The organism is Polaromonas sp. (assembly GCF_049790275.1).
GTDB lineage: Bacteria > Pseudomonadota > Gammaproteobacteria > Burkholderiales > Burkholderiaceae_C > Polaromonas.
This window is the reverse complement of the sequence record NZ_JBAQYR010000078.1, coordinates 1-23411: the sequence shown is the minus strand read 5'-3', so window position 1 is coordinate 23411 and position 23411 is coordinate 1. Positions and strand designations below refer to the sequence as shown.

Genomic DNA, 23411 nt, shown 5'->3' with positions numbered 1-23411 from the left:
GTCGCTCACTGCGTGTAGCTCCCTGCCCCCCCTAGGGGGCCGCTGCGCCTGCGGGCCGGCAAAGCCGGACCCGCGGCCCCTGCTTGAACAGGGAGCCTTCAACGACTGATGACACCGTGCGCGCAAGGCAAAATACCGCCACGTTCACCTCAGGAAAATCATGTCCTTGATCTCTTCGCGCCGCCGCTTGCTGGCCTTGCCTCTGCTTACCCTGTGCGCCGCCGCGCTCCCTTCGTTTTCAATCGCCCAGGCCGTCTGGCCGGCGCGGCCCATCCGCATCGTGGTGGCCTACCCGCCGGGTGGCATCAGTGACAACATCGCGCGGGCGCTGGCCGACCGGCTGGCGCAGCAACTGGGTGTTTCCGTCGTCGTTGAAAACCGTGCCGGTGCAGGCGGCAGCATAGGCATGGATCTGGTGGCCAAGGCGGCGCCTGACGGCTACACGCTGGGGTTTTCATCGATCAGTCCGCTGGCGCTGAACCCGCATCTAGGCAAGCTGCCTTACGACCCGGCCAAGGACATTGCGCCGGTGGCCAGCGTGATGTATTCGCCGGTGATTTTGCTCGCCACCCCGGCGTTCGAAGGTAGGGACTTCAAGGACATGCTGGTTGCCGCCAAAGCCAAACCCGGCAGTGTGCGCTGGGCCACCTCGGGGCTGGCGACGGTCGGCCACATCGTGCTTGAGCAGGTGCAGCAGGGCGCGAAGCTGGAATTCACCCATGTGCCCTACAAAGGTGGCGGCCAGCAGTTGACGGACGCCCTGGGCGGGCAGTTCGAGGTGCTTTCCACCAACCTCAGCACGGCGGTGATGCCGCACATCAAGTCCGGCAAGCTGCGCCCGCTGGCGGTGGGTGCGCCGGCGCGGGTGGACACCCTGCCTCAGGTGCCGACCTTTGCCGAACTGGGTCTGGCCCCGGCCAACCTGAGCTCGCTGTTTGGCGTGTTTGCGCCGGGCCGGATTCCGGAGGCGGTGCTGCTGCGGCTGAACAACGAGATCAACCTGGCTCTGCAGACGCCGGAGTTGCGTCAGCGCCTTATTGGTGCCGACAACGTGCCCACGGTTGGCCGCGCCGCGGACTTTGCCCGTCAGATCGCGCAGGAATCCGACAACAACGCCCGCATCATCAAGGCGGCGCACATCAAGGCGGCGCACATCAAGGCCGACTGAGGGCAGGCACTCTTTGCTATCAATAAAGTAGCCGCTTGCGCCCTTCAGACAAGGGCTGTGCGCCGATTTCATTCAAGAAATCGGCGTACAGGCCAGTGCTCAGTCCGCCAGCGTGCCGGTTGCGGTGGAAGGTGTGTACATGTAGTCGCGCCGGAAGGGGTAGCTGCTTTGTGCACCCTCGATGGCTTCGTTCTGCGTGTCTCCCGCCGGGCGGCTGGCCAGCATCTGGTGCAGCGCGAGCCAGCCGCGCTCGAAACTCATGGCGCTCCCGGCCAGGTAGAGGCGGTAGGCGCGCAGGGTTTTTTCACCGTGTTCCGCACCGCTGGTGGCGGCTAGAACCTGTTGCGCTTCACCCAGGCGCGCCTCCAGCGCATCAGACCAGTCCCACAACGTGCGCGCATAGTGCGGTCGCAGGTTTTCCGTGTCTACCATCTCCAGGCCGCTACGCGCCATGTGAGTCAGCACCTCGCTGACATGCAGCAGCTGGCCGCCCGGGAAAATGTATTTTTCGATGAAATCGCCCATGCCGGCGCCAAGCTGGTCGTTGTCCGTGCCGCCGGAGGTGATGCCATGGTTCATGACCAGCCCGCCCGGGGCCAGCAGGCGCCGGATCTTGCTGAAATAGGCCGTCATGTTGGCCCGGCCCACGTGTTCGAACATGCCGACCGAAGAGATCTTGTCGAAAGGCCTGCTTTCATCCAGGTGCCGATAGTCGCGCAGCTCGATACGCACCCGGCCTTGCAGCCCCTTGTCTTCGATCACTCGCTGCACGTGCGCGTGCTGGTTTTTCGACAGCGTGATGCCGGTGGCATCCACACCGTAATGTTCGGCGGCCCACAGCAGCAGGCCGCCCCAGCCAGCGCCGATGTCGAGAAAACGCTCCCCGGGCCTGAGCATCAGCTTGCGGCAGATATGGTCCAGTTTGGCCTCCTGGGCCTGGGCCAGTGCCATGCCGTTTTCGCGGTAATAGGCGCAGGAGTAGACGCGGCGCGGGTCCAGCCACAAAGCATAGAAATCGTCCGAAACATCGTAGTGAAACTGGATCTGCTCGGCGTCTTTTTCCGGCGTATGTGCCCGCAACGCACGGATCTGGCGCTGCAGGGCGGTCCACCAGCCAGCGTCGATATGGACAGGATTGGCCGGCAACAGGCTGGCGGCCACCGCCATCACGTCGCGCATGCGGCCTTCAATGTTGAGCTTGCCTTCGACAAACTCTTCGGCCAGCGCACCGATTTGGCCAGCCCGAAGCCGCGTCAGGCTGGACCAGTGAGAAAACGACATCTTGACCGGGGCGCCGGGCGGGCCGAGAAGCTGGCCTGCGGGCAATTGCACGGCCACCGGCGACGGCAAGCGAACGATTTGGGACTCAATCTGTGGAACGAGATGCCGGATCATTGCAAACTCCTCTTGGAAGTCGTCAGACGGACGGATCTTACTCAATCGTGCCCCAGCTTGCAGGCGCAGCCGTGATCCGGGCTGTGGGTCAAGGCCGCATTGCACTGTCAGCCGATCTCGCAGGCGGCGTATTGACGTGAATCAAGCGGACAGGCCTTCGCGCCGCGCGTGCTGCGGGTGGCCCGGCTCAGCTTCCCAGCCGGGCCAGCTCGGCCTCGTCAAAGCCGGCCGCACGCCGGGCGGCGAGGTTGAACGGGCCTTTGAGCGCCGGCGCTTCATACCGGGCCGCCAGCCCGGCATACGTGGCGACCGGGTCGAGCTGGCGCTGTGCGCACAGGTAACGGTACCAGCGGTTGCCGATGGCGACGTGGCCGATTTCGTCGCGCAGGATGATGTCGAGGATGGCGACAGCCGCCAGCGCGTCGGGCGTGCCGACCTTGCGCAGCTTGGCCTGCATCGCGGGCGTGGCGTCCAAGCCCCTGGCTTCCAGCGTGCGCGGTACCAGCGCCATGCGTGCCAGCACGTCGCCCGCGGTCTTTTGCGTCATGTCCCACAGGCCTGTGTGGGCCGGGAAGTCGCCGTAGTCGTGGCCCATGGTGCGCAGGTGATCGCGCAGCAGGCTGAAATGTTGGGCTTCCTCGGCAGCGACAGTGAGCCAGTCCAGGTAATAGGCCTGCGGCATGCCTTCAAAGCGCCAAAGGGCATCAAGCGCGAGGTTGATCGCGTTGAACTCGATGTGTGTCACCGCATGCAGCAGGGCGGCCAGGCCTTGCGGCGTGAACGGCGAGCGTTTGGGCACATCCAGGTGCGAGCGAAGTTCGGGCCGCACCGGGCAGCCGGGCAGGCCGGCGGGAGTTTCCGGGTGCAACTCGCTTGCTATTGAAAAAGTAGCTGCTTGCGCCCGCAGCGACTGGGTCAACAGCACTTTTTGCTGCGGGTCGGGCTCCAGCAGCGCCTTCAGGGCCTGCTGGCGCAGTTCGGGGGGAGGGGGTGCGCTTGTCACGCCTGAATTGTCGGTGATGGCGCGGGTCGGCGGGAGAGACCTTGCAAGACGGGCAGAAGGCCTCTTCCTTACAATTGACGGCACATCCCGGCACCCGGCTGGCCTTTCCCGATTCCCCAACTTCAGTTCTTACCCATGGCAATCTATCAACTCGATGACCTGATCCCCGCCCTCCATGAAACCGCCTGGGTTGCCGACAGCGCCCAGGTGATGGGTGATGTCGAGCTGGCCGAAGGCGTGAGCGTCTGGTTCGGCACGGTGGTACGCGGCGACACCGAAACCATACGCATAGGCCGCGGCTCCAACGTCCAGGATGCCAGCGTGCTGCATGCGGACCAGGGCGTACCTCTCACGATTGGCGAGAACGTGTCGATTGGCCACCAGGTCATGCTGCACGGCTGCACCATCGGCGACGGCTCATTGATCGGCATCGGTGCGATTGTTCTGAACAACGCGAAGATCGGGAAGAACTGCCTGGTAGGCGCGGGTTCGCTGGTGACCGAAGGTAAGGAGTTCCCCGACGGCTCCATGATCCTGGGCAGCCCGGCCAAGGCGGTGCGGCAACTCTCGCCGGAGCAGATCGAGGGTTTAAAAATGATTGCGCAGCACTATGTAGAGAATGCCCGGCGCTACAAGGCCGGGTTCAAAAAGATTGCCTGAGCGCGACCAAGACCACCCAGACCATGACCCAACCCAACAAATTCACAAAGACAGCAGAGGCTCTTATTCAAGCCGGGGCCGCGGGTCCGGCTTTGCCGGCCCGCAGGCGCAGCGGCCCCTTTCTCTGTGCAAGGGGCAGGGAGCTGCCGCAGGCTCGCAGTGAACGACCGTGGGGGCTCCATGCCCTCTGAATTACACAAGTTTATTTTCGACGGCCTGCCAGTGCGCGGCATGCTGGTGCGCCTGACCGACGCCTGGCAGGAAATCCTCAAGCGCCGCGAGGCCGCCGGCGGCTATCCGCCCGAGGTCATGCAACTGCTTGGTGAAATGACGGCCGCGGGCGCGCTGATGCAGGGCAACATCAAGTTCAACGGCGCGCTGGTGCTGCAGATCTTCGGCGACGGGCCGGTCAGGCTGGCGGTGGCCGAAGTGCAGCCGGACCTGAGCCTGCGCGCCACTGCCACCGTGACGGGCGAGGTGTTGCCGGGCGACAGCCTGAGTCGGCTGGTCAACGTCAACAACCAGGGACGCTGCGCCATCACGCTGGACCCGAAGGACAAGCAGCCGGGCCAGCAGCCCTACCAGGGCGTGGTGCCGCTGTTCGGCGACCATCGCGAAAAAATCGAAAACCTCAGCGAAGTGCTGGAGCACTACATGCTGCAAAGCGAGCAACTGGACACCAGACTCATCCTTGCCGCCGACGGCCAGGTGGCAGCCGGCCTGCTGATCCAGCGCCTGCCGGTCAAGGGCGAGGGCAACCTCGAAGGCCAGATTGACCGCGACGCCAACGAGGACGAGATCGGCCGCAACGAAGACTACAAGCGCATTGCGCTGCTGGCCGGCACGCTCAAGCGTGAGGAGTTGCTGGGCCTGGACGCCGACACGATTCTGCGCCGCCTGTTCTGGGAAGAGCAGGTCACGCGCTTCGAGCCGGCGGCGCCAACTTTTGCCTGCAGCTGCTCGCAGGAACGCGTCAGCGGCATGCTGCGCGGCCTGGGCACCGACGAAGTGGAAAGCATCATTGCCGAACGCGGCCGGATTGATGTGGGCTGCGAGTTCTGCGGCGCGCAGTACGGGTTCGATCCCGTGGATGCGGCGCAGATCTTCACCAGCCAGGTCAGCCAGCTGCCACCGGCGCCGACCATCCAGTGATCGTGATCAGGACACCCGGCTGGCCAGCAGATCGCTGAGCAGCCGGCGTTCGCAGTCCGGGTCGCTGCAGGTGTCGCAGGCCCAGACCCAGGACCGGCGCGCTTCGGCGTTGCTTGCTGACGGGTTGCCGCGACCAGCCAGTTCGTGCAACGCCTGCAGTGCATGAGCAAGACGCGCGGGTCCAACGCCGTAAATTACCGTGTAGGGCACATCCGTTTTTGTGAGGGCCTGACGCAGCTGCTGGTCGGCGCTGTCCTGTGCGGGCCTTTCGGCTTCGTGTGCAGGCAGATCCAGGCCCATCAGCAGAACCTGGTCAAAACCCCGTGAGCCTGCTGCCGACAAAACAACAGCCAGCGGTGGATCGTCGGCGACCAGATAAATCGGCGCCCCGGCAGGGTTGCTGCCCAGCGCCCCCAGGAGTTCGGTGGCCAGCCGGGTTTTGCCGGTACCCGGCGCGCCCAGCACCGCTACCCGGTGCGGTTCACCTGCGGCGCGGCTGGTTTGCGCTTGATGAATGGTCAAATTGGGCTCCAGCCCTTATGGCGATTGGGCTAGCAGCTATTGGAAACAGAGCAATCCGTGCCCGGTCAGCGCGCAATCTGTACAAAAATTTCGTTGGGCTTGACCATGCCCAACTCCTGGCGCGCCTTTTCTTCCACCATCTCCAGGCCTTCCCGGAGGTCTTTGACCTCGGCCGCCAGCCGTTCGTTGTCGGCCTGCGCCTGGGTGTTCTTGACGGTTTGCTCGCTCAACCTGCGCTGCATCTCGTTGACGCTGGGAAGGCTGCCCCGGCCAAACCAGAGTTGCGCGTGGACGATGACCAGCAGCGCAATCAGGAGGGCGGGGACGAGGCGTGAACCCATGTCTAGGCTAGAAGATGATGTTTCGCCGCCGGGCCGCCCCAAGGCGAAACGCGGCCCCCTTGGGGGGCAGCGAACGACACGAAGTGCGGAAGCGTGGGGGTCATTTAACGAAGGTTATAGAACGCGGCGCGGCCAGGGTAGGTCGCGATGTCACCGAGGTCTTCTTCGATGCGCAGCAACTGGTTGTACTTGGCCATGCGGTCGGAGCGGCTCAGCGAGCCGGTCTTGATCTGGCCGGCGTTGGTGCCGACGGCGATGTCGGCAATCGTCGCGTCTTCGGTTTCGCCGGAGCGGTGCGAAATCACGGCGGTATAGCCGGCGCGCTTGGCCATTTCAATCGCGGCAAAGGTCTCGGTCAGTGTGCCGATCTGGTTGATCTTGATCAGGATGGAATTGGCAATGTTCTTGTCAATGCCTTCCTTGAGGATTTTGGTGTTGGTGACGAACAGGTCGTCGCCGACCAGCTGCACCTTCTTGCCCAGGCGCTCGGTCAGGATTTTCCAGCCGTCCCAGTCACCTTCGTGCATGCCGTCCTCGATGCTGATGATGGGGTACTTGTCGCACCAGGTGGCCAGCATGTCGGTCCACTGCTGGGCGTTCAGCTGCAAGCCGCCTTCGCCTTCGAGGACATACAAGCCGTCTTTGTAGAACTCGCTGGCGGCGCAGTCCAGCGCCAGGGCGATCTGGTCGCCGGCGGTGTAGCCGGCCTTGTCGATGGCCTCCAGGATCAGCGCAATCGCCGCTTCATGGTTTTCAACGCTGGGCGCGAAGCCGCCTTCGTCGCCGACGGCAGTGCTGATGCCCCGGTCGTGCAGGATTTTCTTGAGTGCGTGGAACACCTCGGCGCCCCAGCGCAGAGCTTCGCGGAAGCTGGGCGCACCCACCGGCACGATCATGAACTCCTGCAGGTCCAGGCTGTTGTTGGCGTGCGCGCCGCCGTTGATCACGTTCATCATGGGAACGGGCATCTGCATCGCGCCCATGCCGCCGAAGTAGCGGTACAGCGGCAGGCCGGCCTCCTCGGCGGCAGCACGTGCCACGGCCATGCTGACGGCCAGCATGGAATTGGCACCCAGCCGCGACTTGTTCTCGGTGCCGTCCAGGTCGATCAGTGTGCGGTCCAGAAAGGCCTGCTCGCTGGCGTCCAGGCCCAGCACGGCTTCGGAGATTTCGGTGTTGATGTATTCGACCGCCTTGAGCACGCCCTTGCCGAGGAAGCGCGACTTGTCGCCGTCGCGCAGCTCGATGGCTTCGCGCGAGCCGGTGGAAGCGCCCGAAGGCACGGCGGCACGGCCCATGACGCCGGATTCCAGCAACACGTCGCATTCGACGGTGGGGTTGCCCCGGCTGTCGAGAATTTCGCGGCCGACGATATCAACAATTGCGCTCATTGAGGGTCTTTCAAATCAAAATTAAAAACTGGCAGGCGAAGGGTCAGACACCTTCGACGATGATCATCCGCATGATGGCCGCGCCTTGCCGCGCGGCCCTGGCTTTGCCGTATTCGGGGGAGGCGTCAAAGGCCTTCGCCGCTTCAAACGTCGGAAACTTCAGGATGACCAGGCGCTCCGGCGCCCAGTCACCTTCCAGCACCTCGACCTTGCCGCCGCGTACACAGACTTCGGCGCCATGCGCCTGCATCGCTGCGGACGACCATTTTTTGTATTCTTCGTATTGCTGGGGGTTGGTGACGGTGACGTTGGCAATGATGTAGGCACTGGTCATGATCAGGTTTCAAAGTGGTTTTCGAGGTAACCGTTCTTCTTGGTCACGCGGTCCAGCTCCAGCAGTGTTTCCAGCAGCGCCTTCATGTGTTTGAGGGGCACGGCATTGGGGCCGTCACTCATGGCCTTGGCCGGGTCCGGATGGGTTTCCATGAAGAGGCCGGCAATGCCCACCGCAACAGCCGCGCGTGCCAGCACCGGCACCATCTCGCGCTGGCCGCCGCTGGTCGTGCCCTGGCCGCCGGGCAACTGCACCGAATGCGTGGCGTCAAACACCACCGGTGCCTGGGTCTCGCGCATGATGGCCAGGCTGCGCATGTCGCTCACCAGGTTGTTGTAGCCAAAACTGGCACCGCGTTCGCAGGCCATGAAGTTGTCTTCATTCAGGCCTTTTTCACGTGCTGCGGCACGCGCCTTGTCGATGACATTTTTCATGTCGCCGGGGGCAAGAAACTGGCCCTTCTTGATGTTGACCGGCTTGCCCGATTGCGCGACGGCGTGGATGAAGTCGGTCTGCCGGCAAAGGAAGGCTGGCGTCTGCAGCACGTCGACCACAGCGGCCACCCTGGCGATGTCTGCTTCGGAGTGCACGTCGGTTAAAACGGGCACGCCCAAGTCGCGCTTGACCTTGGCCAGGATGTCCAGACCCTTGTCCATGCCGGGGCCGCGAAAGCTGGTGCCGCTGGAGCGGTTGGCTTTGTCATAGCTGGACTTGAAGATGAAGGGGATGCCCAGCGAGCTTGTGATTTCCTTGAGCGTGCCCGCCGTGTCCATCTGCAGCTGTTCCGACTCAATGACGCAAGGTCCGGCGATCAGGAAAAACGGTTGGTCAAGGCCCACGTCGAAGCCGCACAGTTTCATGCCACCACTTTCAAAGATTTGTTTTTCGGCTTGCCGGCGGTCTGGTGATCCAGCGCGGCTTTTACATAGGCGTTGAACAGCGGATGGCCGGCCCAGGGGGTGGACTTGAATTCAGGGTGAAACTGCACGCCCATGAACCAGGGGTGCACGTCTTGCGGCAGCTCGACAATTTCCGTGAGGTGCTCGCGCTGCGTCAGGGCCGAGATCACCAGGCCGGCGTCGCGCAGCTTGTCCAGGTAGTGCACATTGGCCTCGTAGCGGTGGCGGTGGCGCTCGGTGACCACATCGCCGTAAATCTTGTGCGCCAGGGTGTTTTTGGCCACATCGGAACTTTGCGCGCCCAGGCGCATGGTGCCGCCCAGGTCGGACTGCTCGTTGCGGGTCTTGATGGTGCCGTCTTCGTCTTTCCACTCGGTGATCAACGCTATCACGGGGTTCGGGCTGTTGGGCTCGAACTCGGTGCTGTTGGCATCTTTCAGGCCTGCCACATGGCGTGCAAATTCAATGGTGGCAACCTGCATGCCCAGGCAGATGCCGAGGTAGGGCACCTTGTTCTCGCGGGCAAAACGCGCAGCGCAGATCTTGCCTTCGATGCCGCGCTTGCCAAAACCGCCGGGCACCAGGATGCCGTCGAACTTGGCCAGGCGCGAGACGTTGTCTGCGGTGATGGTTTCCGAATCGACGTATTCGATCACGACCCTGGCATGGTTTTTCATGCCGGCGTGACGGATCGCTTCGTTGAGCGACTTGTAGCTGTCCGACAGGTCCACATACTTGCCGACCATGGCAATGTGCACTTCATTGGCCGGGTGCGCGGTTTCGTAAACCAGATCGTCCCAGCGTTTGAGGTTGGCCGGCGGCGTGTTCAGGCGCAGCTTGTCGCAGATCAGGCCGTCCAGGCCCTGCTCGTGCAGCATGCGCGGCACCTTGTAAATCGTGTCCACGTCCCACATGGAAATCACGCCCCACTCGGGGACGTTGGAGAAGAGGGAGATCTTTTCGCGCTCTTCACTCGGGATGGGCCGGTCGGCGCGGCACAGCAGCACGTCGGCCTGGATGCCGATTTCGCGCAGCTGCTTGGCGGTGTGCTGGGTTGGCTTGGTCTTGAGTTCGCCGGCGGCAGCGATCCAGGGCACATAACTGAGGTGCACAAAGGCCGTGTTGTTGGCGCCCAGACGCAGGCTCATCTGGCGCACGGCCTCGAGGAAAGGCAGCGACTCGATGTCACCCACCGTACCGCCGATTTCGACAATGGCGACATCCACCGCCTGCGGCGTGTCGTAACCGGCGCCGCGCTTGATGAATTCCTGGATTTCGTTGGTGACGTGCGGAATGACCTGCACGGTCTTGCCGAGGTAGTCGCCGCGGCGCTCTTTTTCGAGCACGCTTTTGTAGATCTGGCCGGTCGTGAAATTGTTGGCCTTGCGCATGCGCGTTTCAACAAAACGCTCGTAGTGGCCCAGGTCCAGGTCGGTTTCTGCCCCGTCGTCGGTCACAAACACCTCGCCATGCTGGAACGGCGACATCGTGCCCGGGTCGACGTTGAGATAGGGATCCAGCTTGATTAAAGTGACTTTGAGGCCTCGCGATTCAAGGATCGCTGCTAGGGAGGCTGAGGCGATTCCCTTGCCCAGGGAAGACACCACACCGCCGGTGACGAAGACAAATTTGGTCATGTCAGGTACGAACCGCAAGTTCGCTTAGGTGGTAAACGGGGATTATACGGGTGAGTGTGTGTCTAGTCCTGCCCGCACTGTGAAAGTGAGGCGCAAACTGGGATACATTGCGGAACATGACGAAGCAAGCAAGTGAAGAAACCGCCGGCGTTGGCAGCGACCTGGCCGGCAGGCATATCGTGCTGGGCCTGTCGGGCGGTATCGCGTGCTACAAGGCTGCCGAGCTGTGCCGTGCCCTGATCAAGCAGGGAGCGACGGTGCAGGTGGTCATGACCGAAGCGGCCGAACAGTTCATCACCGCGGTGACGCTGCAGGCCCTCAGCGGCCGGCCGGTGTACACCAGCCAGTGGGATGGGCGTGAGGCGAACAACATGGCACACATCAACCTGAGCCGCGAAGCAGACGCCATCCTGATCGCGCCATGCAGTGCCGACTTCATGGCCAAACTGCTGCATGGCCGCGCTGACGACCTGCTCAGCCTGATGTGCCTGGCCCGGCCCATCGACAAGGTGCCCTTGCTGATTGCGCCGGCGATGAACCGCGAGATGTGGGCCCATCCCGCCACCCAGCGCAACATGGTGCAGCTGTCTGCCGATGGCGCAACCATTCTGGGGGTGGGCAGCGGCTTTCAAGCCTGCGGGGAAACCGGCGACGGCCGCATGCTGGAGCCGCCCGAGCTGCTGGAAGACATCATCGCTTTTTTCAGGCCCAAGATGCTGGCCGGCCAGCACGTGCTGGTGACGGCAGGCCCAACCTACGAGGCGATCGATCCGGTGCGCGGCATCACCAACCTGTCGAGCGGCAAGATGGGTTTTGCCGTGGCCCGCGCAGCGCACGAGGCCGGCGCCCAGGTCACGCTGGTGGCGGGGCCGGTCAGCCAGCCGACGCCGCGCGGGGTGACGCGCATCGATGTGCAATCGGCACAAAATATGCTTGAAACCGTTATGGATCATGCGCCGACAGCTACTGTTTTTATAGCGGCTGCAGCGGTGGCCGACTGGCGGCCGGCGAGCAGTGCCGAGCGCAAAATCAAGAAGGACGGCTCCGGCCAGGCGCCCTCATTGGCTTTTGTCGAGAACCCCGACATCCTGGCGACGCTGGCGCAGTCGCCGCGCGGCCAGTCGGGGGCGCTGTTCTGTGTCGGTTTTGCCGCCGAGAGCCACGACCTCGCGGACAACGCGCAAGCCAAGCGAAAGCGCAAGGGTGTGCCCCTGCTGGTCGGCAACATCGGTCCGGCCACCTTTGGCCGTGATGACAACGCCTTATTGCTGGTTGATGCGCAGGGCAGCCGGGAACTGGCGCGTGCATCCAAGCTGTCGCTCGCGCGGCAGCTGGTGACAGAGATCGCCAGCCGGTTGAAGCGGGGCGCCTGAGCAAACATGGGACAGCCTTCTGACACCCCGCCCGACGGCGACTTTGCCCGGTATGTGGAAAAACTGGGTGCCGCCTCTGCCGCGGCGGTTCTGGCAAAACAGGCGATCACAGACGCACAACCCCACCGCGGCCCGGTGTCTGCGGCCGCCAGGCCCGTCCGCCGCGAGCCAGCCCAAAACGCCACGACCGCCAAGCCTGTCGGGCCGTCCCTCTGGGTGGTGGGCAAATGGGTGCTGATGGCCTGGGTCGCGCTTCAGTTGCTCTCGGTCCTGCTTCCGCGCGCCGGCATGTTCTCGGTGCCGTTGCTGCTCGCTTTTGCAGCCTGGGCCATTTATCGTTTTAAAAAATCCTCGCCTGCGCTGTTGGCCGGGCGCCTGCGCGAACTGGCCGAACAGGCCGCCAAAGAATTCAAACAAGGCAAGTGACATGAAAATCGACGTGAAGATCATCGACGAGCGCCTGCGCGGCAACCTGCCTGCGTATGCCACGCCGGGCAGCGCCGGGCTGGACCTGCGGGCCTGCCTGGAGGCGCCGCTGACATTGCAGCCCAATGCCTGGCAGCTGGTGCCGACCGGTTTGGCCATTTACCTGCACAACCCGAATTACGCAGCGCTGATCCTGCCGCGCTCGGGGCTGGGTCACAAACACGGCATCGTGCTGGGCAACCTGGTGGGCTTGATCGACAGCGACTACCAGGGCCAGCTCATGGTGAGTGCCTGGAACCGCAGCGACGCGGCTTTCACGATAGAACCCATGGAGCGCATTGCACAGCTGATGATCGTGCCCGTGGTGCAGGCCGAGTTCAACGTGGTCGATGAATTTGTGGCCAGCCAGCGTGGCGAAGGCGGCTACGGTTCAACCGGCAAAGCCTGATTCGGGCGAAGCGTCAGGTTTTTCCTACAGGGGCTTCTATCGGGCTCCCACCCCCAGACAGCCTGGGCCCTCACGCCAGGGCGACCGCGCAGCCCCTGTAATCAAGTCTTGGAAGTCGGCTTCGCAATTCTGTTCCCCATGGTGGTGGGCAGAGCTGGAATCAGGCTCCCATGAACTTTACAAACAGGAGATTCCATGCGCAACCCCAGCCGCCTTCTTTCAGTTGTTTCCTCCGTGGTTGTTGTTGCCGGGCTTGCCGCCTGCGCAGCACCCATGAGCCAGCCAACGCCGGTATCCAATTACCCGGCAACTTACCCTGCGCAACAACCGCAGGGGAACTACATCGAATACGGACGCGTGAGCAACGTGGAGACTCTGCGTACGCAGGACCCAGCCAGGACCTCAGGTGTCGGCGCCATCCTTGGTGGCGTGGCCGGTGCGGCTGTTGGCAGCCAGATCGGCGGAGGCAGCGGCCGCACCGCAGCCACGGTGATCGGTGCAGTGGGTGGTGCCGTGGCCGGCAACGCTGTCGAAAGAAACCGCAATACACAGCCTGTGAATGAAAGCTACCGTGTTTCCGTGCAACTGGACAACGGCGGCTCGCGCGCCTACGACGTGCCTTCGTACGGGGACTTGCGTGTGGGTGACCGTGTGAAGATTGAAAACAACCAGCTGTACCGCATGCGTTGATCCACTGCGGCGCCCACTCAAGCCGGCCTGCTCTCACGAGCAGGCCGGCTTTTCTTTTATTTGGACGTCCTTAATGCAGTGTGTCGTTGCCAGGAGCCTGCGCTTCGAGTCTGAAAAAACCGGTGCCCATGGATCCCTGGCCGATTTCAGCTTCGGTGGCTTCGCGCACCGAATCGATCTTCAGGCTCAGGCGGATCGCAATGCCGGCCAGCGGGTGGTTGCCGTCGAGCACCACGTGTTCAGGATAAATTTCCGTCACGGTGTAAATGCGGTCCCGCGGCGTGTCGGGATTGACGCCCACGGGCAAGGCCGCGCCGTCAAAGGTCAGGCCTTCTTCCAGGTCGGCCGGAAAGAGGCTGCGCGCTTCCAGGAAAACCAGGTTTTCGTCGTAGTCGCCAAAGGCGTGTTCGGGCTCCAGGTGCAACTCGACCGTTGCACCGGCTTCATGGCCTTGCAGGTGCTCCTCGATCTTGGCAAGCAGGTCATTGCCTCCGAGCAGAAACTCAACCGGCTCGTCAAGTTCGTCCAGTATTTCGCCCAGGGTATCTTTCAGCGTCCAGGTCAGGGCAACAACGCATTGCGGGGTGATTTTCATCCGACAATTGTCCCATGGATGTCAATCAACCCCTCGCCCTTCTCGCCGGTTTGGCCCCTGCACAATTCATGCGCCGCCATTGGCAAAAAAAGCCTTTGCTGGTGCGCCAGGCCATCCGCGGCTTCAAGCCCCTGCTCAGCCGCACGGAGCTGTTCAGGCTTGCGGCGCAGGAGCAGGTGGAGTCGCGCCTCGTGGTGCAGCAGCCTGCCGGCTGGCGCATGAAGCAGGGGCCGTTTGGCCCGCGCAGCCTGCCGGCCCTGAGCCGGCCGCAATGGACCTTGCTGGTGCAGGGTGTGGACTTGCACGAGCGCCGCGCGCATGAGCTGCTGCAGCAATTCCGTTTTGTGCCCGATGCGCGGCTGGACGACCTGATGATTTCATTTGCCACGCTTGGTGGCGGTGTCGGGCCGCACTTTGACAGCTACGACGTTTTCCTGCTCCAGGCCAGCGGCCGCCGGCGCTGGAAAATTGGCCGTCAGGAAGACCTGACGTTGCAGCAGGGCGTGCCGCTCAAAATCCTGCAGAACTTCAAGCCCGAGCAGGAGTTTGTGCTGGAGGCCGGTGACATGCTTTACCTGCCACCGCGTTATGCCCATGACGGTCTGGCTGAGCTGTGCCTCGGCGATGATGGCAAGCCGGCGGATTGCATGACCTACTCCATTGGTTTTCGTGCGCCCAGGCGGGCCGAACTGGCCGGGGAGCTGCTGCAGCGCCTGTCTGATTTTTGCGATGATGAAAAGCCCGAAGCTAGCCCGGATCTTTACCGCGATCCCGCGCAGGCCGCGACGCAAACACCTGCCGCGGTGCCTGAGGGCTTGCTCCAGTTTGCGCAGAAGGCCGTGCATGATGCGTTGAAAGACCCCCTGGCGCTGGCCTGTGCCCTGGGCGAATACCTGACCGAACCCAAGGACTCCGTCTGGTTTGATGGCCCTTCAGGCGCGTGGGACCCAAGCCACGCACAGGGCCTGTGCCTGGACCCGCGGACCCGGATGATGTATGACGCGAACCATGTGTTCATCAACGGGGAAAGTTACCGCGCCCGGGGTGCGGACGCGACCCTGATGCGGCGCCTGGCCGATCAACGCCGGCTGTCACCGGCCGACATGCGCCGCAGCGGGGCATCGGCACTGGATCTTCTGGCAGACTGGCACGAGGCCGGATGGCTGGCCCATCCGGGGAACGCCTGTTGAAATGTGCCCAAGGAGCCGACCATGAACGATCTTCATCCATCTCCCGAGCCCTCCTTGCCCGGGCTTTTGCAGGGGCGCTTCGAAGGCCGCTCCGCATTTGCAGAGCTGGTTCGGCAGGCCTTTGCTGCGGCGGCCGCGCAGGGCTGGCGTGACATCATCCTTTGCGATGCCACGTTTGAGGACTGGCCTCTGGGCGAACGCGTCGTGGTGCAGGCCCTGAACGACTGGGCAAAATCCGGCCGCACGCTGACCATGCTGGCACAAAACTACGACGAAGTGATACGCCGCCACGCGCGCTTCGTGACCTGGCGCCGGACCTGGTCGCACATCATCGAATGCCGCGGCAGCGGTCCGGTCGCGGCCAGTGACCTGCCCAGCGCTTTCTGGAGCCCGGCTTGGGTTTTTGAACGACTGGATCTGGCTCACAGCACCGGGATGGCGGGGTCGGAAGCTGCGCGCCGGGTTGCGCTCAAGGAGCGGCTGGCAGAAAAACTGCAGCGCAGCAGCCCGGCTTTCCCGGCGACCACGCTGGGCATTTGACCACCGGGTGTAGGCTTGCAGGTCTTTGAGCATTGACAATGCGGCCGGAATTTTCAGGGTTTTTACGGCGGTAAAAACCCGCATATACTTCCATATTGGAAAAGGCTGAGGTTGCATTGCGCGCCGCCCGTCAAAAAAACAGGTCGCTGATGTGCTTTTTTGACAGTTTCCAGAAGCAATTTTTCTCATTCATCAAGGAATCTCTCGATATGAACAAGTCACTCGTCCTGGCCGCCATTGTTGCTGCTGTTGCCCTGGCTGCTTGCGGCAAAAAAGAAGAAGCGCCTGCACCGGCTCCGGCCGTTGTCGCGCCTGCACCGGCACCTGCAGCTACGCCAGCACCGGCTGAAGCAGCTTCTGCTCCTGCAGCAACTGCACCAGCTGCTCCTGCTGAAGCCGTGTCGCCTGCTCCTGCTGCCAGCGCCGCGAAGTAATTCTTTGCGCCTGCCTGAAAGCCGCCTCCGGGCGGCTTTTTTGTGCCCGTTCCATGCCAGGACAGGCGGAGGCACCGCTGCCGGCTAGACAGCGAGCCAGCGTGTTCCCGCGCCGGCATCTGCCACCTCAATGTCCGTGCTGCTGCCCAGTGCATCCAGCATGGCTTGCCTGGCCAGTTCCGGTCGGTTGTTCTGCTGGCTCAGATGGGCCGCGACCAGCTGCTTGAGACCGCCGTGCTTCACCGAGCGCGCGATTTCGCCTGCCGCGGCGTTGGACAGGTGGCCATACATGCCGGCCACACGCCGTTTGAGGAAAGGCGGATAGCTGGACTGGTTCAGAAGGTCCGCGTCATGGTTGCATTCCAGCAGCAGGGCCTGGCAGTTCGCCAGATGTGCCAGCAGGTGGGAGGTGGCATGGCCGAGATCGGTCAGCAGCCCCAGCTTGGACGCGCCATCGGTGCAGGTCAGCTGCAGGGGTTCCCGGGCGTCATGCGGAACCGTAAAAGGCGTGAACTGGAGATTGCCGAGATCAACCCCCTGTCCGTCGCGTGCAATGTGGAGCAGACCGTCAAAATCGGGCCGGCCGATTCCTTCCAGGGTACCGCGGCTCATCCATACCGGTATCCGGTGGCGCAATGCGAACTTGAGCGCGCAACCGATGTGGTCGCTGTGTTCGTGCGTGATGAAGATGCCGTCGATGTCTGCCTCAATCAGGCCGGCTTCGGCCAGCCGTATCGAGAGTTGCCTGATCCCCAGGCCGCAATCCACCAGCAGGCGCGTGGGCCACAGGCCCGCCGCCTCCACCAGCGTCGCATTGCCTGTGCTGCCGCTGCCCAGGCTCTTGAACCTCAGCACCGGCGCGGCTCCAAGTTGCGCCTTATCTCAGGTCGTCGGCAATGACTTGGACGATGCGCTGGGCATTGGCCGAAGCTTCAGGATTGCCCTGGGCATTGAGCACGGACACCGTGGTTGCTTCGCCCTGGCTGCGCACGGCAATCCGGTATTTGAGGGGCGGCACGCCCGACGACGAACTGCTAAAGAGTTTGCTGAAGAAGCCGGGTTCCTTCTTGTCGGCGGTCGGTTCCACGTACCGCACAAAGTAGGTGCCCTGCGCGCGGTCCCGGTCCTCCACGGTAAAGCCGGTGCGGTCCAGGGCGAGGCCGACACGGCGCCAGGCGCGCTCAAACCCTTCGTCGATCTGCACCACAGGCATGTTGTTGACGCTGGCAACACGGGCGGTTTGCCTAGACGTGCCGCTGGCGATCAGTGCATTGGACTGTTCCTGGCTGACACCGAGCTTGACCATCAGGCGGCGCAGGAATTCGGCTTCGAGTTCGGGATCGGCAGGACGCGGTTGCCACACCGTGCCGTCGGCTTTTTGTGGTGTCTTGATGGTGCCGGAGAGCATTTCCACCATGCCGCGATGACTGATGTAGATCTCGGTGCCGCCGGTGGGCGTGCGCTCCAGTCGGGTGCGGAACTTGTCGCGTTCACCGGTGGAGTACAGGCTGTCGAGCAGCTTGCCCAGGGTCGCGCGGATGAAGTCTTGCGGGAGCTTGGCCCGGTTTTCCGCGTAGTCGGTTTCCATGATGCCCAGGTTTTCCTGCTCAAGCGCCAGCAGGAAGCCGTTTTCCTGCCAGAACTCGCGCACAGGGCCCCACAACTTGTCCGCGGGGCGATTCACGACCAACCAGCGCTGGCTGCCTGCGCGTTCGATCCGCACGTCGCCGACAGTGGTGGCCGCCGTTGGCACGGACTGGGTGGTCTGGCCGACCTGGTAACCGCTGGCGGTCACGGAACTACCCGGCACAACGTAGCGGGTGTCGCGCGACAGCTGGGTCAGGTCGGGAGGGACGTCCAGCGAAGTTCCCTTGCCCGCACTTTTATAGTCCACCTTGTCGCTGATGGAATCACTTATTGAGGAGCAACCGGACAGGATGAATGCCGCGACAAGCGCGAGCAGGGGGGCTGCGGCTAGCCGCGGAGCAGGTACGGGTCTGAAGGCGCTGAGCGTGTGCAATGTCATCACTGGGGTCCCTTAAAAATCAGATCAGGCCACAAACGCGCAAGGCGTTTTCTACCGTGGCTTCGTTGGCAGTTTCTAGCGGTGTCATGGGCAGGCGCAGCGTGCCGCCGCACAGCCCCATGCGGGCCATGGCCCATTTCACCGGAATCGGGTTGGCTTCGACAAACAGGTGTTTGTGCAGCGGCATCAGCTGGAGCTGGATTTTCATGGCGCTGCGGGCATTGCCCGCGATGGCAGCGACGCACAGCTCGTGCATCAGGCGCGGCGCCACATTGGCGGTCACGCTGATGTTGCCCTGGCCGCCGCACAGCATCAAGGCCACGGCGGTGGGGTCGTCGCCGGAATAGACCGCGAAACCCGCCGGCACTTCCTTGATCAGCCACTGGGCACGCTCGATGTTGCCGGTGGCCTCCTTGATGCCGACAACGCCGGGGACCTGCGCCAGGCGCAGCACGGTGGCGTGCAGCATGTCGGCCACGGTACGCCCGGGCACGTTGTACAACACCATGGGCAGATCGACCGCTTCGGCAATCGCCTTGAAGTGCCGGTACTGGCCTTCCTGCGTCGGCTTGTTGTAGTAGGGTACGACCTGCAGCTGGCAATCGGCGCCCACGGTTTTGGCAAAACGTGCCAGTTCGATGGCCTCGGCGGTGGAGTTGGCGCCGCAACCGGCCATGACCGGAACTCTGCCTTTGGCCTGTTCCACCGAAACGCGGATGATTTCGCAGTGTTCCTCGACGCTGACCGTGGGCGACTCGCCGGTGGTGCCGACCACGCCGATGCAGTCCGTGCCTTCGGCAATATGCCAGTCCACCAGCTTGCGCAGGGTCGGGTAATCAACGCTGCCGTCTTCATGCAGGGGAGTGGCCAGTGCAACGATGCTGCCGGTAATGGTTTTCATGTCTGTGTGTCAGGTGGGGCGGGTATGGTGGCCAGGCCAGCCCATAAAGCCAATCCCGCATTCTACCCAGTGCGCCGGGGCGGTCCTGCGTGGCTCAGGCCGCGTGTGGCAATGATTTTTCAGCGCGCCCCCCGTCCAGAACATAACGTGGGACCCCTCCCGGCAACGACGGTTCCCGGACAGCCGCAATCCGCTGTGTAAAGCGGGCGGGGGGCGCCAGGAAACCGTCCTCGAAAGCCACGACCCGCAAGCCGCGGCAGACCTCCAGCAGCTCACCGGGACGCAACAGGAAGTCCGGCCGCGAGGGTTTGCCCACGGTTTCGTTGCCCTGTGTAAAGGTTTCGTAAATCAGCACGCCGCCCGGCGCCAGGCTGGCCAGCAGCGTGGGCAACAGGGGACGCCACAGGTAGTTGGTGACCACTACCGCGTCAAACTCGCGGCCGGCAAAAGGCCAGGGACCGGCTTCGATGTCGGCGACCACCTTCTCGCAGCTGTCTGCCGGAATTGCTATTGAATCGATAGCTTCTTGCGACCGGTCTACAAGGGTCAACAGGTGTTTTTGCTTGTAAAACCATCGGGCATGGCGGCCCTGGCCGCAAGCCACGTCGAGTACCCGGCCGCCGGGCCGCACCAGGTGCGACCAGCGTTGCACCCACACGGAAGGGGCTTCGCTTCCGTGCATCAGCTCGCCCAATCGGAGTTTGACTGCGCAGCGACAGGCGTGGGAACTGCCTCTTCACCAACCGGGGCCGCGGAACCGGCTTCGCCGGGCCGCAGGCGCAGCGCCCCCGAGGGGCTGGAGCCTGCGGCTCCAAAGCTGCTTGAGCAGCTTTGGACAGGCGACAGAGGCGAAGCGTCTCGCGAGCCGCGGCCTGCAAGGCCTCGCGCAGTACACGAAGTGACAAGCGTGGGGACACTTTCTTCACCGGCCGGGGCCGCGGATCCGGCTTTGCCGGGCCGCAGGCGCAGCGCCCCCTCGGGGGGCAGCGCAGTACACGAAGTGACAAGCGTGGGGGCCATATCCTTCAACGGGGTTTGACCTCGTCCTTGAGCGCTGCCAGCGCCATCGATTCCACGGCGCCGGGTGCCAGCAGCTTGAGCCAGCGTCCGAGTTTGCCTTTGGTGGTCATCACCACCTCGCGCTCGCGCCTGTCCATGCCTTCGAGGATCAGCCGGGCGCAGGTCTCGACGTTCATGGCGTCGTCTTCCTTGAGGCCGCTGGCGCCTGCCGGTGCACCCGCCGCGTTGAACCCGCGATGGCGGATCCGGGTGGCCACCACACCGGGATAAGCCGTGGTGACACTGACGCCGGCGCCCTTCAGTTCGGCGCGCAGTGCTTCGAAGAAACCCGTCATGGCGAATTTGCTGGCGCTGTAGGCGGTGCGGCCCGGTACGCCCACCAGGCCGGCCAGGCTGGACACTGCCACGATGCTGCCGCGGCTTTGCTTCAAATAAGGCAGGGCGGCATGGGTGCACCAGACGCTTCCCCACAGGTTGATGCGCATCAGGTCTTCATACCAGCCCAGGTCGCCGGTTTTCACCTCCTCGAACAGTGCCTGCGCCGACATGCCGGCATTGTTGATCAGGGCGTCGATCCGGCCGAAGGCCTGGACGGCAGCGCTGACCAGCGCTCGGCATGCGGCCGGGTCTGAGACATCGGTACGGACGACCAGCGTGGCCGCGCCGCTGGTCTGGCATTGGGCGGCGACCTTGCCGAGCGCCTCTTCGTTGCGCGCGGCCAGCACCAGCGCCACCGCAGCGCCATGGCGCTGCGCCAGCTGGCGCGCCATTTCGGCGCCGATGCCGTCCGAGGCGCCGGTGATCACAATGGTTTGAGTGGCCATGTTGTCCCCTGTTGATCGAGACGGAAGACTACCACCGTTTATCGTGCCATCCGGGCACTTGCCGGACGCTGGTCAATCACTTAACCTGTGCATTTGAGTCAGGCCAACCCATCGGGCGCAGACGCCGCGTCCGGCATCCAGGAGCGCGCCATGTCCTCTTCCCGCTCGCCGGTTCATCCGGCCGTCCTCGCCTTGCGCACGCTGGCCCTGGTCGGCGCAGCGGCCAGCGGCAAAACCACGCTGGTCGAGGCTTTGCTGCACAAGGCAGGGGCGATCGGTGCGCCAGGCAGCCTGGAGCGCGGCACCACTGTCAGCGATTTCGATCCGCTGGAACGCCGGGCCCAGCATTCGCTGCATTCGACGCTGGTCCACCTGCAGCACCAGGACACGCGCATCCACCTGATCGACACGCCCGGCGCGCCGGACTTTCTGGGGCAGGCGCTGCCTGCGCTGGAAGCGGTGGAGACGGCGGCCCTGGTGGTCAGCGCTTCCAGCGGCCTGGAACTCATGAGCGGCCGCATGATGGACTGGGCCGCCAGCCGCGGCTTGTGCCGCATGGTCATTGTCAACAAGATCGATGCGCTGGGCATTGATCTTCCCGGCTTGCTGGCGGCCATCCAGGCCGCCTTCGGCAAGGAGTGCCTGCCGCTGAACCTGCCCGCGACGGGGGGGACGCGCGTGGTGGACTGCTTTTTCAACCCCGCGGGCGAGTCCGATTTTTCCAGCGTCGCGCTGGCGCATCGCGCGCTGGTCGAGCAGGTGGTGGAAGTGGACCCTGCCTTTGTCGAGCGTTACCTGGAGGAAGGTGATGTCGACCCGCGGGAACTGCATGCACCGCTGGAGCAGGCGCTGCGCGAGGGTCACCTGATTCCGGTCTGCTTTGTGTCGGCCCGCAACGGTGCCGGCGTGGCCGAACTGCTCGAGGTGATGGTCAAATTGCTGCCGAATCCGGCCGAGGGCAACCCGCCGCAGTTTTTGCGCGGCGAGGGCGCTGCAGCGGTTCCGGTACAGGCCGAGCCTGATCCGGCGAAGCATGTGCTGGCACATGTTTTCAAAGTCACGGTGGACCCTTATGTCGGCAGGATGGGGATCTTTCGTGTGCACCAGGGCACGGTCACGCGTGACAGCCAGCTTTACATCGGCGATGGGCGGCGGCCATTCAAGGTGGGTCACCTGTTCCGGCTGCAGGGCAAGGAACACACGGAAATTGCCAGCGCCGGGCCGGGCGAGCTGTGCGCGGTGGCCAAGGTGGACGAGATCCATTTCGATGCGGTGCTGCACGATGCCGCCGAGGATGAACACATGCATCTCAAGCCGCTGGGTTTTCCGGTGCCGGTGCATGGGTTGGCCCTGGCACCCAGGCGCCGCGGCGACGAGCAGCGCATGTGGGACCTGGTGCAGAGGCTGGTCGATGAAGACCCCTGCCTCCGGCTGGAACATGTGGCGCAGACCAATGAAACGGTGGTTTACGGCCTGGGCGAGTTGCATCTGCGCACCCTGATCGAGCGCTTGACCGAGGTCTACAAATGCGAGGTCGACACGCGGCCGCCGCGCATCGCCTACCGCGAGACGGTCACCGCGCCGGCCGCCGGCCACCACCGCCACAAAAAACAAAGCGGCGGCGCCGGCCAGTTCGGCGAGGTGTTCCTGCGCATTGAACCGCTGCCGCGCGGTGCCGGTATCGAGTTTGTCGACCAGGTCAAGGGCGGCACGATTCCGGGCCAGTACATCCCGGCGGTTGAAAAAGGCGTGCGCCAGGCGCTGGACGGCGGCGTGGTCGCGGGTTTTCCGGTGCGCGATGTGCGGGTGGTGGTGTACGACGGCAAGCACCACAGCGTGGACAGCAAGGACATTGCCTTTGCAACGGCTGGACGCAAAGCGGTGATCGAGGCTGTGCGTGCCGCATCACCGGTGGTGCTGGAGCCCATCGTCAATGTCGAGATCACCGCGCCGGAAGCGGCCATGGGCGACATCACCGGCGACCTCTCGGCGCGCCGCGGCCAGGTCAGCGGCACGCGCGGCCTGCAACTGGGCACGCTGGCCGTGCTGGGCCAGGTGCCGCTGTCCGAACTGAACGGCTACCAGTCGCGGCTCAATGCGCTGACCGGTGGGCAGGGGGCCTACACGCTGGCCTTCAGCCATTACGAGGCCGTGCCGCCGCCGGTGCAGCAGCAATTGGCCGGGCAGTACCGGGTGCGTGACGAGGACTAGGGCCTGCTAACGCTATTTGTGCAAGATGCGTTGCGAGTCAAAAAGGCCTTGAGCAAGGCGCAAAACGCCGTCGGGGTAGGCCCCCGACAAGGCTTTGCAACGCTGCGCAGGGCCTTTTTGATCGCAACCCGGAGGGAACGGGGTGAAAACAGCGCCACTCGGCGTTGCACTCCTAACCCAGACGCCCAGTCTGGGCGTCGTCGCGCGCCTTGATTGGCACTGTTTTCACCC

Annotated in this window: 25 protein-coding genes; 11 read left to right on the top strand and 14 right to left on the bottom strand. The window is 63.8% G+C overall.

The features are described from left to right. Positions 1–160: 160 nt before the first annotated feature. On the top strand, positions 161–1168 hold the full coding sequence (locus WA904_RS10665; protein ID WP_425197102.1) for a Bug family tripartite tricarboxylate transporter substrate binding protein: 1008 nt from the start codon (positions 161–163) through the stop codon (positions 1166–1168). A 99-nt stretch (positions 1169–1267) separates the two neighbouring features. Here WA904_RS10665 and WA904_RS10660 read toward each other — a convergent pair whose 3' ends face one another. Both WA904_RS10660 and WA904_RS10655 read right to left on the bottom strand, forming a co-directional pair. After that, a complete protein-coding gene (locus WA904_RS10660) occupies positions 1268–2563 on the bottom strand; it encodes a class I SAM-dependent methyltransferase (protein WP_425197101.1) in 1296 nt (431 codons plus the stop codon). A 187-nt stretch (positions 2564–2750) separates the two neighbouring features. Then, the gene (locus tag WA904_RS10655; RefSeq protein WP_425197100.1) at positions 2751–3566 is read right to left on the bottom strand and encodes a ferritin-like domain-containing protein; all 816 of its coding nucleotides are present in this window, start codon (positions 3564–3566) and stop codon (positions 2751–2753) included. Between the two features lie 135 nt (positions 3567–3701). Between WA904_RS10655 and WA904_RS10650 the strand changes: the two genes are divergently transcribed. Both WA904_RS10650 and WA904_RS10645 read left to right on the top strand, forming a co-directional pair. After that, a complete protein-coding gene (locus WA904_RS10650; RefSeq protein ID WP_425197099.1) occupies positions 3702–4226 on the top strand; it encodes a gamma carbonic anhydrase family protein in 525 nt (174 codons plus the stop codon). Between the two features lie 180 nt (positions 4227–4406). After that, positions 4407–5378 (top strand): Hsp33 family molecular chaperone HslO, encoded by a 972-nt coding sequence (locus WA904_RS10645; RefSeq protein ID WP_425197098.1) that lies wholly within the window; start codon positions 4407–4409, stop codon positions 5376–5378. A 6-nt stretch (positions 5379–5384) separates the two neighbouring features. On the opposite strand, the gene WA904_RS10640 is transcribed toward WA904_RS10645, so the two are convergent. The 6 genes from WA904_RS10640 to WA904_RS10615 form a co-directional block, all read right to left on the bottom strand. After that, a complete protein-coding gene (locus tag WA904_RS10640; RefSeq protein ID WP_425197097.1) occupies positions 5385–5900 on the bottom strand; it encodes a hypothetical protein in 516 nt (171 codons plus the stop codon). Between the two features lie 65 nt (positions 5901–5965). Then, positions 5966–6241: a septum formation initiator family protein gene (locus WA904_RS10635; RefSeq protein WP_425197096.1), complete on the bottom strand. Its 276-nt coding sequence runs from the start codon at positions 6239–6241 to the stop codon at positions 5966–5968. 104 nt (positions 6242–6345) lie between these two features. Continuing rightward, a complete protein-coding gene (gene eno, locus WA904_RS10630; RefSeq protein WP_425197095.1) occupies positions 6346–7632 on the bottom strand; it encodes a phosphopyruvate hydratase in 1287 nt (428 codons plus the stop codon). 43 nt (positions 7633–7675) lie between these two features. Then, positions 7676–7966, bottom strand: coding sequence for a DUF1330 domain-containing protein (locus WA904_RS10625; protein ID WP_425197094.1), 291 nt, complete (start codon positions 7964–7966; stop codon positions 7676–7678). A 2-nt stretch (positions 7967–7968) separates the two neighbouring features. Further along, a complete protein-coding gene (gene kdsA / locus WA904_RS10620; protein WP_425197093.1) occupies positions 7969–8826 on the bottom strand; it encodes a 3-deoxy-8-phosphooctulonate synthase in 858 nt (285 codons plus the stop codon). Then, a complete protein-coding gene (locus tag WA904_RS10615; RefSeq protein ID WP_425197092.1) occupies positions 8823–10502 on the bottom strand; it encodes a CTP synthase in 1680 nt (559 codons plus the stop codon). The genes kdsA and WA904_RS10615 overlap by 4 nt, the downstream gene beginning before the upstream one ends. A gap of 116 nt (positions 10503–10618) precedes the next feature. Here WA904_RS10615 and coaBC point away from each other — a divergent pair, with 116 nt between their 5' ends. The 4 genes from coaBC (at position 10619) to WA904_RS10595 (ending at position 13439) form a co-directional block, all read left to right on the top strand. After that, positions 10619–11875 carry a bifunctional phosphopantothenoylcysteine decarboxylase/phosphopantothenate--cysteine ligase CoaBC gene (coaBC, locus tag WA904_RS10610; protein ID WP_425197091.1) on the top strand — a complete coding sequence of 419 codons (1257 nt, stop codon included), beginning with the start codon at positions 10619–10621 and terminating at the stop codon, positions 11873–11875. A 6-nt stretch (positions 11876–11881) separates the two neighbouring features. Continuing rightward, entirely contained in the window at positions 11882–12301 is a 420-nt protein-coding gene (locus WA904_RS10605; protein WP_425197090.1) for a hypothetical protein, read from the top strand. Position 12302: 1 nt separating this feature from the next. Continuing rightward, a complete protein-coding gene (gene dut / locus WA904_RS10600) occupies positions 12303–12749 on the top strand; it encodes a dUTP diphosphatase (protein ID WP_425197089.1) in 447 nt (148 codons plus the stop codon). A 195-nt stretch (positions 12750–12944) separates the two neighbouring features. After that, a complete protein-coding gene (locus tag WA904_RS10595) occupies positions 12945–13439 on the top strand; it encodes a glycine zipper 2TM domain-containing protein (protein ID WP_425197088.1) in 495 nt (164 codons plus the stop codon). Positions 13440–13509: 70 nt separating this feature from the next. On the opposite strand, the gene WA904_RS10590 is transcribed toward WA904_RS10595, so the two are convergent. Beyond that, a complete protein-coding gene (locus tag WA904_RS10590; RefSeq protein ID WP_425197087.1) occupies positions 13510–14034 on the bottom strand; it encodes an FKBP-type peptidyl-prolyl cis-trans isomerase in 525 nt (174 codons plus the stop codon). Between the two features lie 14 nt (positions 14035–14048). On the opposite strand from WA904_RS10590, the gene WA904_RS10585 reads away from it, so the two are divergent. The 3 genes from WA904_RS10585 to WA904_RS10575 all read left to right on the top strand — a co-directional run bounded on the left by WA904_RS10585 (position 14049) and on the right by WA904_RS10575 (position 16198). Then, entirely contained in the window at positions 14049–15224 is a 1176-nt protein-coding gene (locus tag WA904_RS10585) for a JmjC domain-containing protein (RefSeq protein ID WP_425197086.1), read from the top strand. 21 nt (positions 15225–15245) lie between these two features. Continuing rightward, entirely contained in the window at positions 15246–15764 is a 519-nt protein-coding gene (locus tag WA904_RS10580) for a hypothetical protein (protein ID WP_425197085.1), read from the top strand. A 209-nt stretch (positions 15765–15973) separates the two neighbouring features. Then, positions 15974–16198, top strand: coding sequence for a hypothetical protein (locus WA904_RS10575; protein WP_425197084.1), 225 nt, complete (start codon positions 15974–15976; stop codon positions 16196–16198). An 84-nt stretch (positions 16199–16282) separates the two neighbouring features. On the opposite strand, the gene WA904_RS10570 is transcribed toward WA904_RS10575, so the two are convergent. The 5 genes from WA904_RS10570 to WA904_RS10550 all read right to left on the bottom strand — a co-directional run bounded on the left by WA904_RS10570 (position 16283) and on the right by WA904_RS10550 (position 20969). Further along, positions 16283–17053: an MBL fold metallo-hydrolase gene (locus WA904_RS10570; protein WP_425197083.1), complete on the bottom strand. Its 771-nt coding sequence runs from the start codon at positions 17051–17053 to the stop codon at positions 16283–16285. A 22-nt stretch (positions 17054–17075) separates the two neighbouring features. Further along, positions 17076–18224, bottom strand: coding sequence for an outer membrane protein assembly factor BamC (bamC, locus tag WA904_RS10565; RefSeq protein ID WP_425197082.1), 1149 nt, complete (start codon positions 18222–18224; stop codon positions 17076–17078). Between the two features lie 19 nt (positions 18225–18243). Continuing rightward, on the bottom strand, positions 18244–19125 hold the full coding sequence (gene dapA / locus WA904_RS10560) for a 4-hydroxy-tetrahydrodipicolinate synthase (protein ID WP_425197081.1): 882 nt from the start codon (positions 19123–19125) through the stop codon (positions 18244–18246). Positions 19126–19219: 94 nt separating this feature from the next. Continuing rightward, a complete protein-coding gene (locus tag WA904_RS10555) occupies positions 19220–19807 on the bottom strand; it encodes a class I SAM-dependent methyltransferase (protein WP_425197080.1) in 588 nt (195 codons plus the stop codon). Between the two features lie 343 nt (positions 19808–20150). Continuing rightward, positions 20151–20969, bottom strand: a complete 819-nt coding sequence (locus tag WA904_RS10550) for an SDR family oxidoreductase (RefSeq protein ID WP_425197079.1) — start codon at positions 20967–20969, stop codon at positions 20151–20153. A 150-nt stretch (positions 20970–21119) separates the two neighbouring features. On the opposite strand from WA904_RS10550, the gene fusA reads away from it, so the two are divergent. Then, positions 21120–23180, top strand: coding sequence for an elongation factor G (gene fusA / locus WA904_RS10545; protein WP_425197078.1), 2061 nt, complete (start codon positions 21120–21122; stop codon positions 23178–23180). Positions 23181–23411 lie beyond the last annotated feature (231 nt).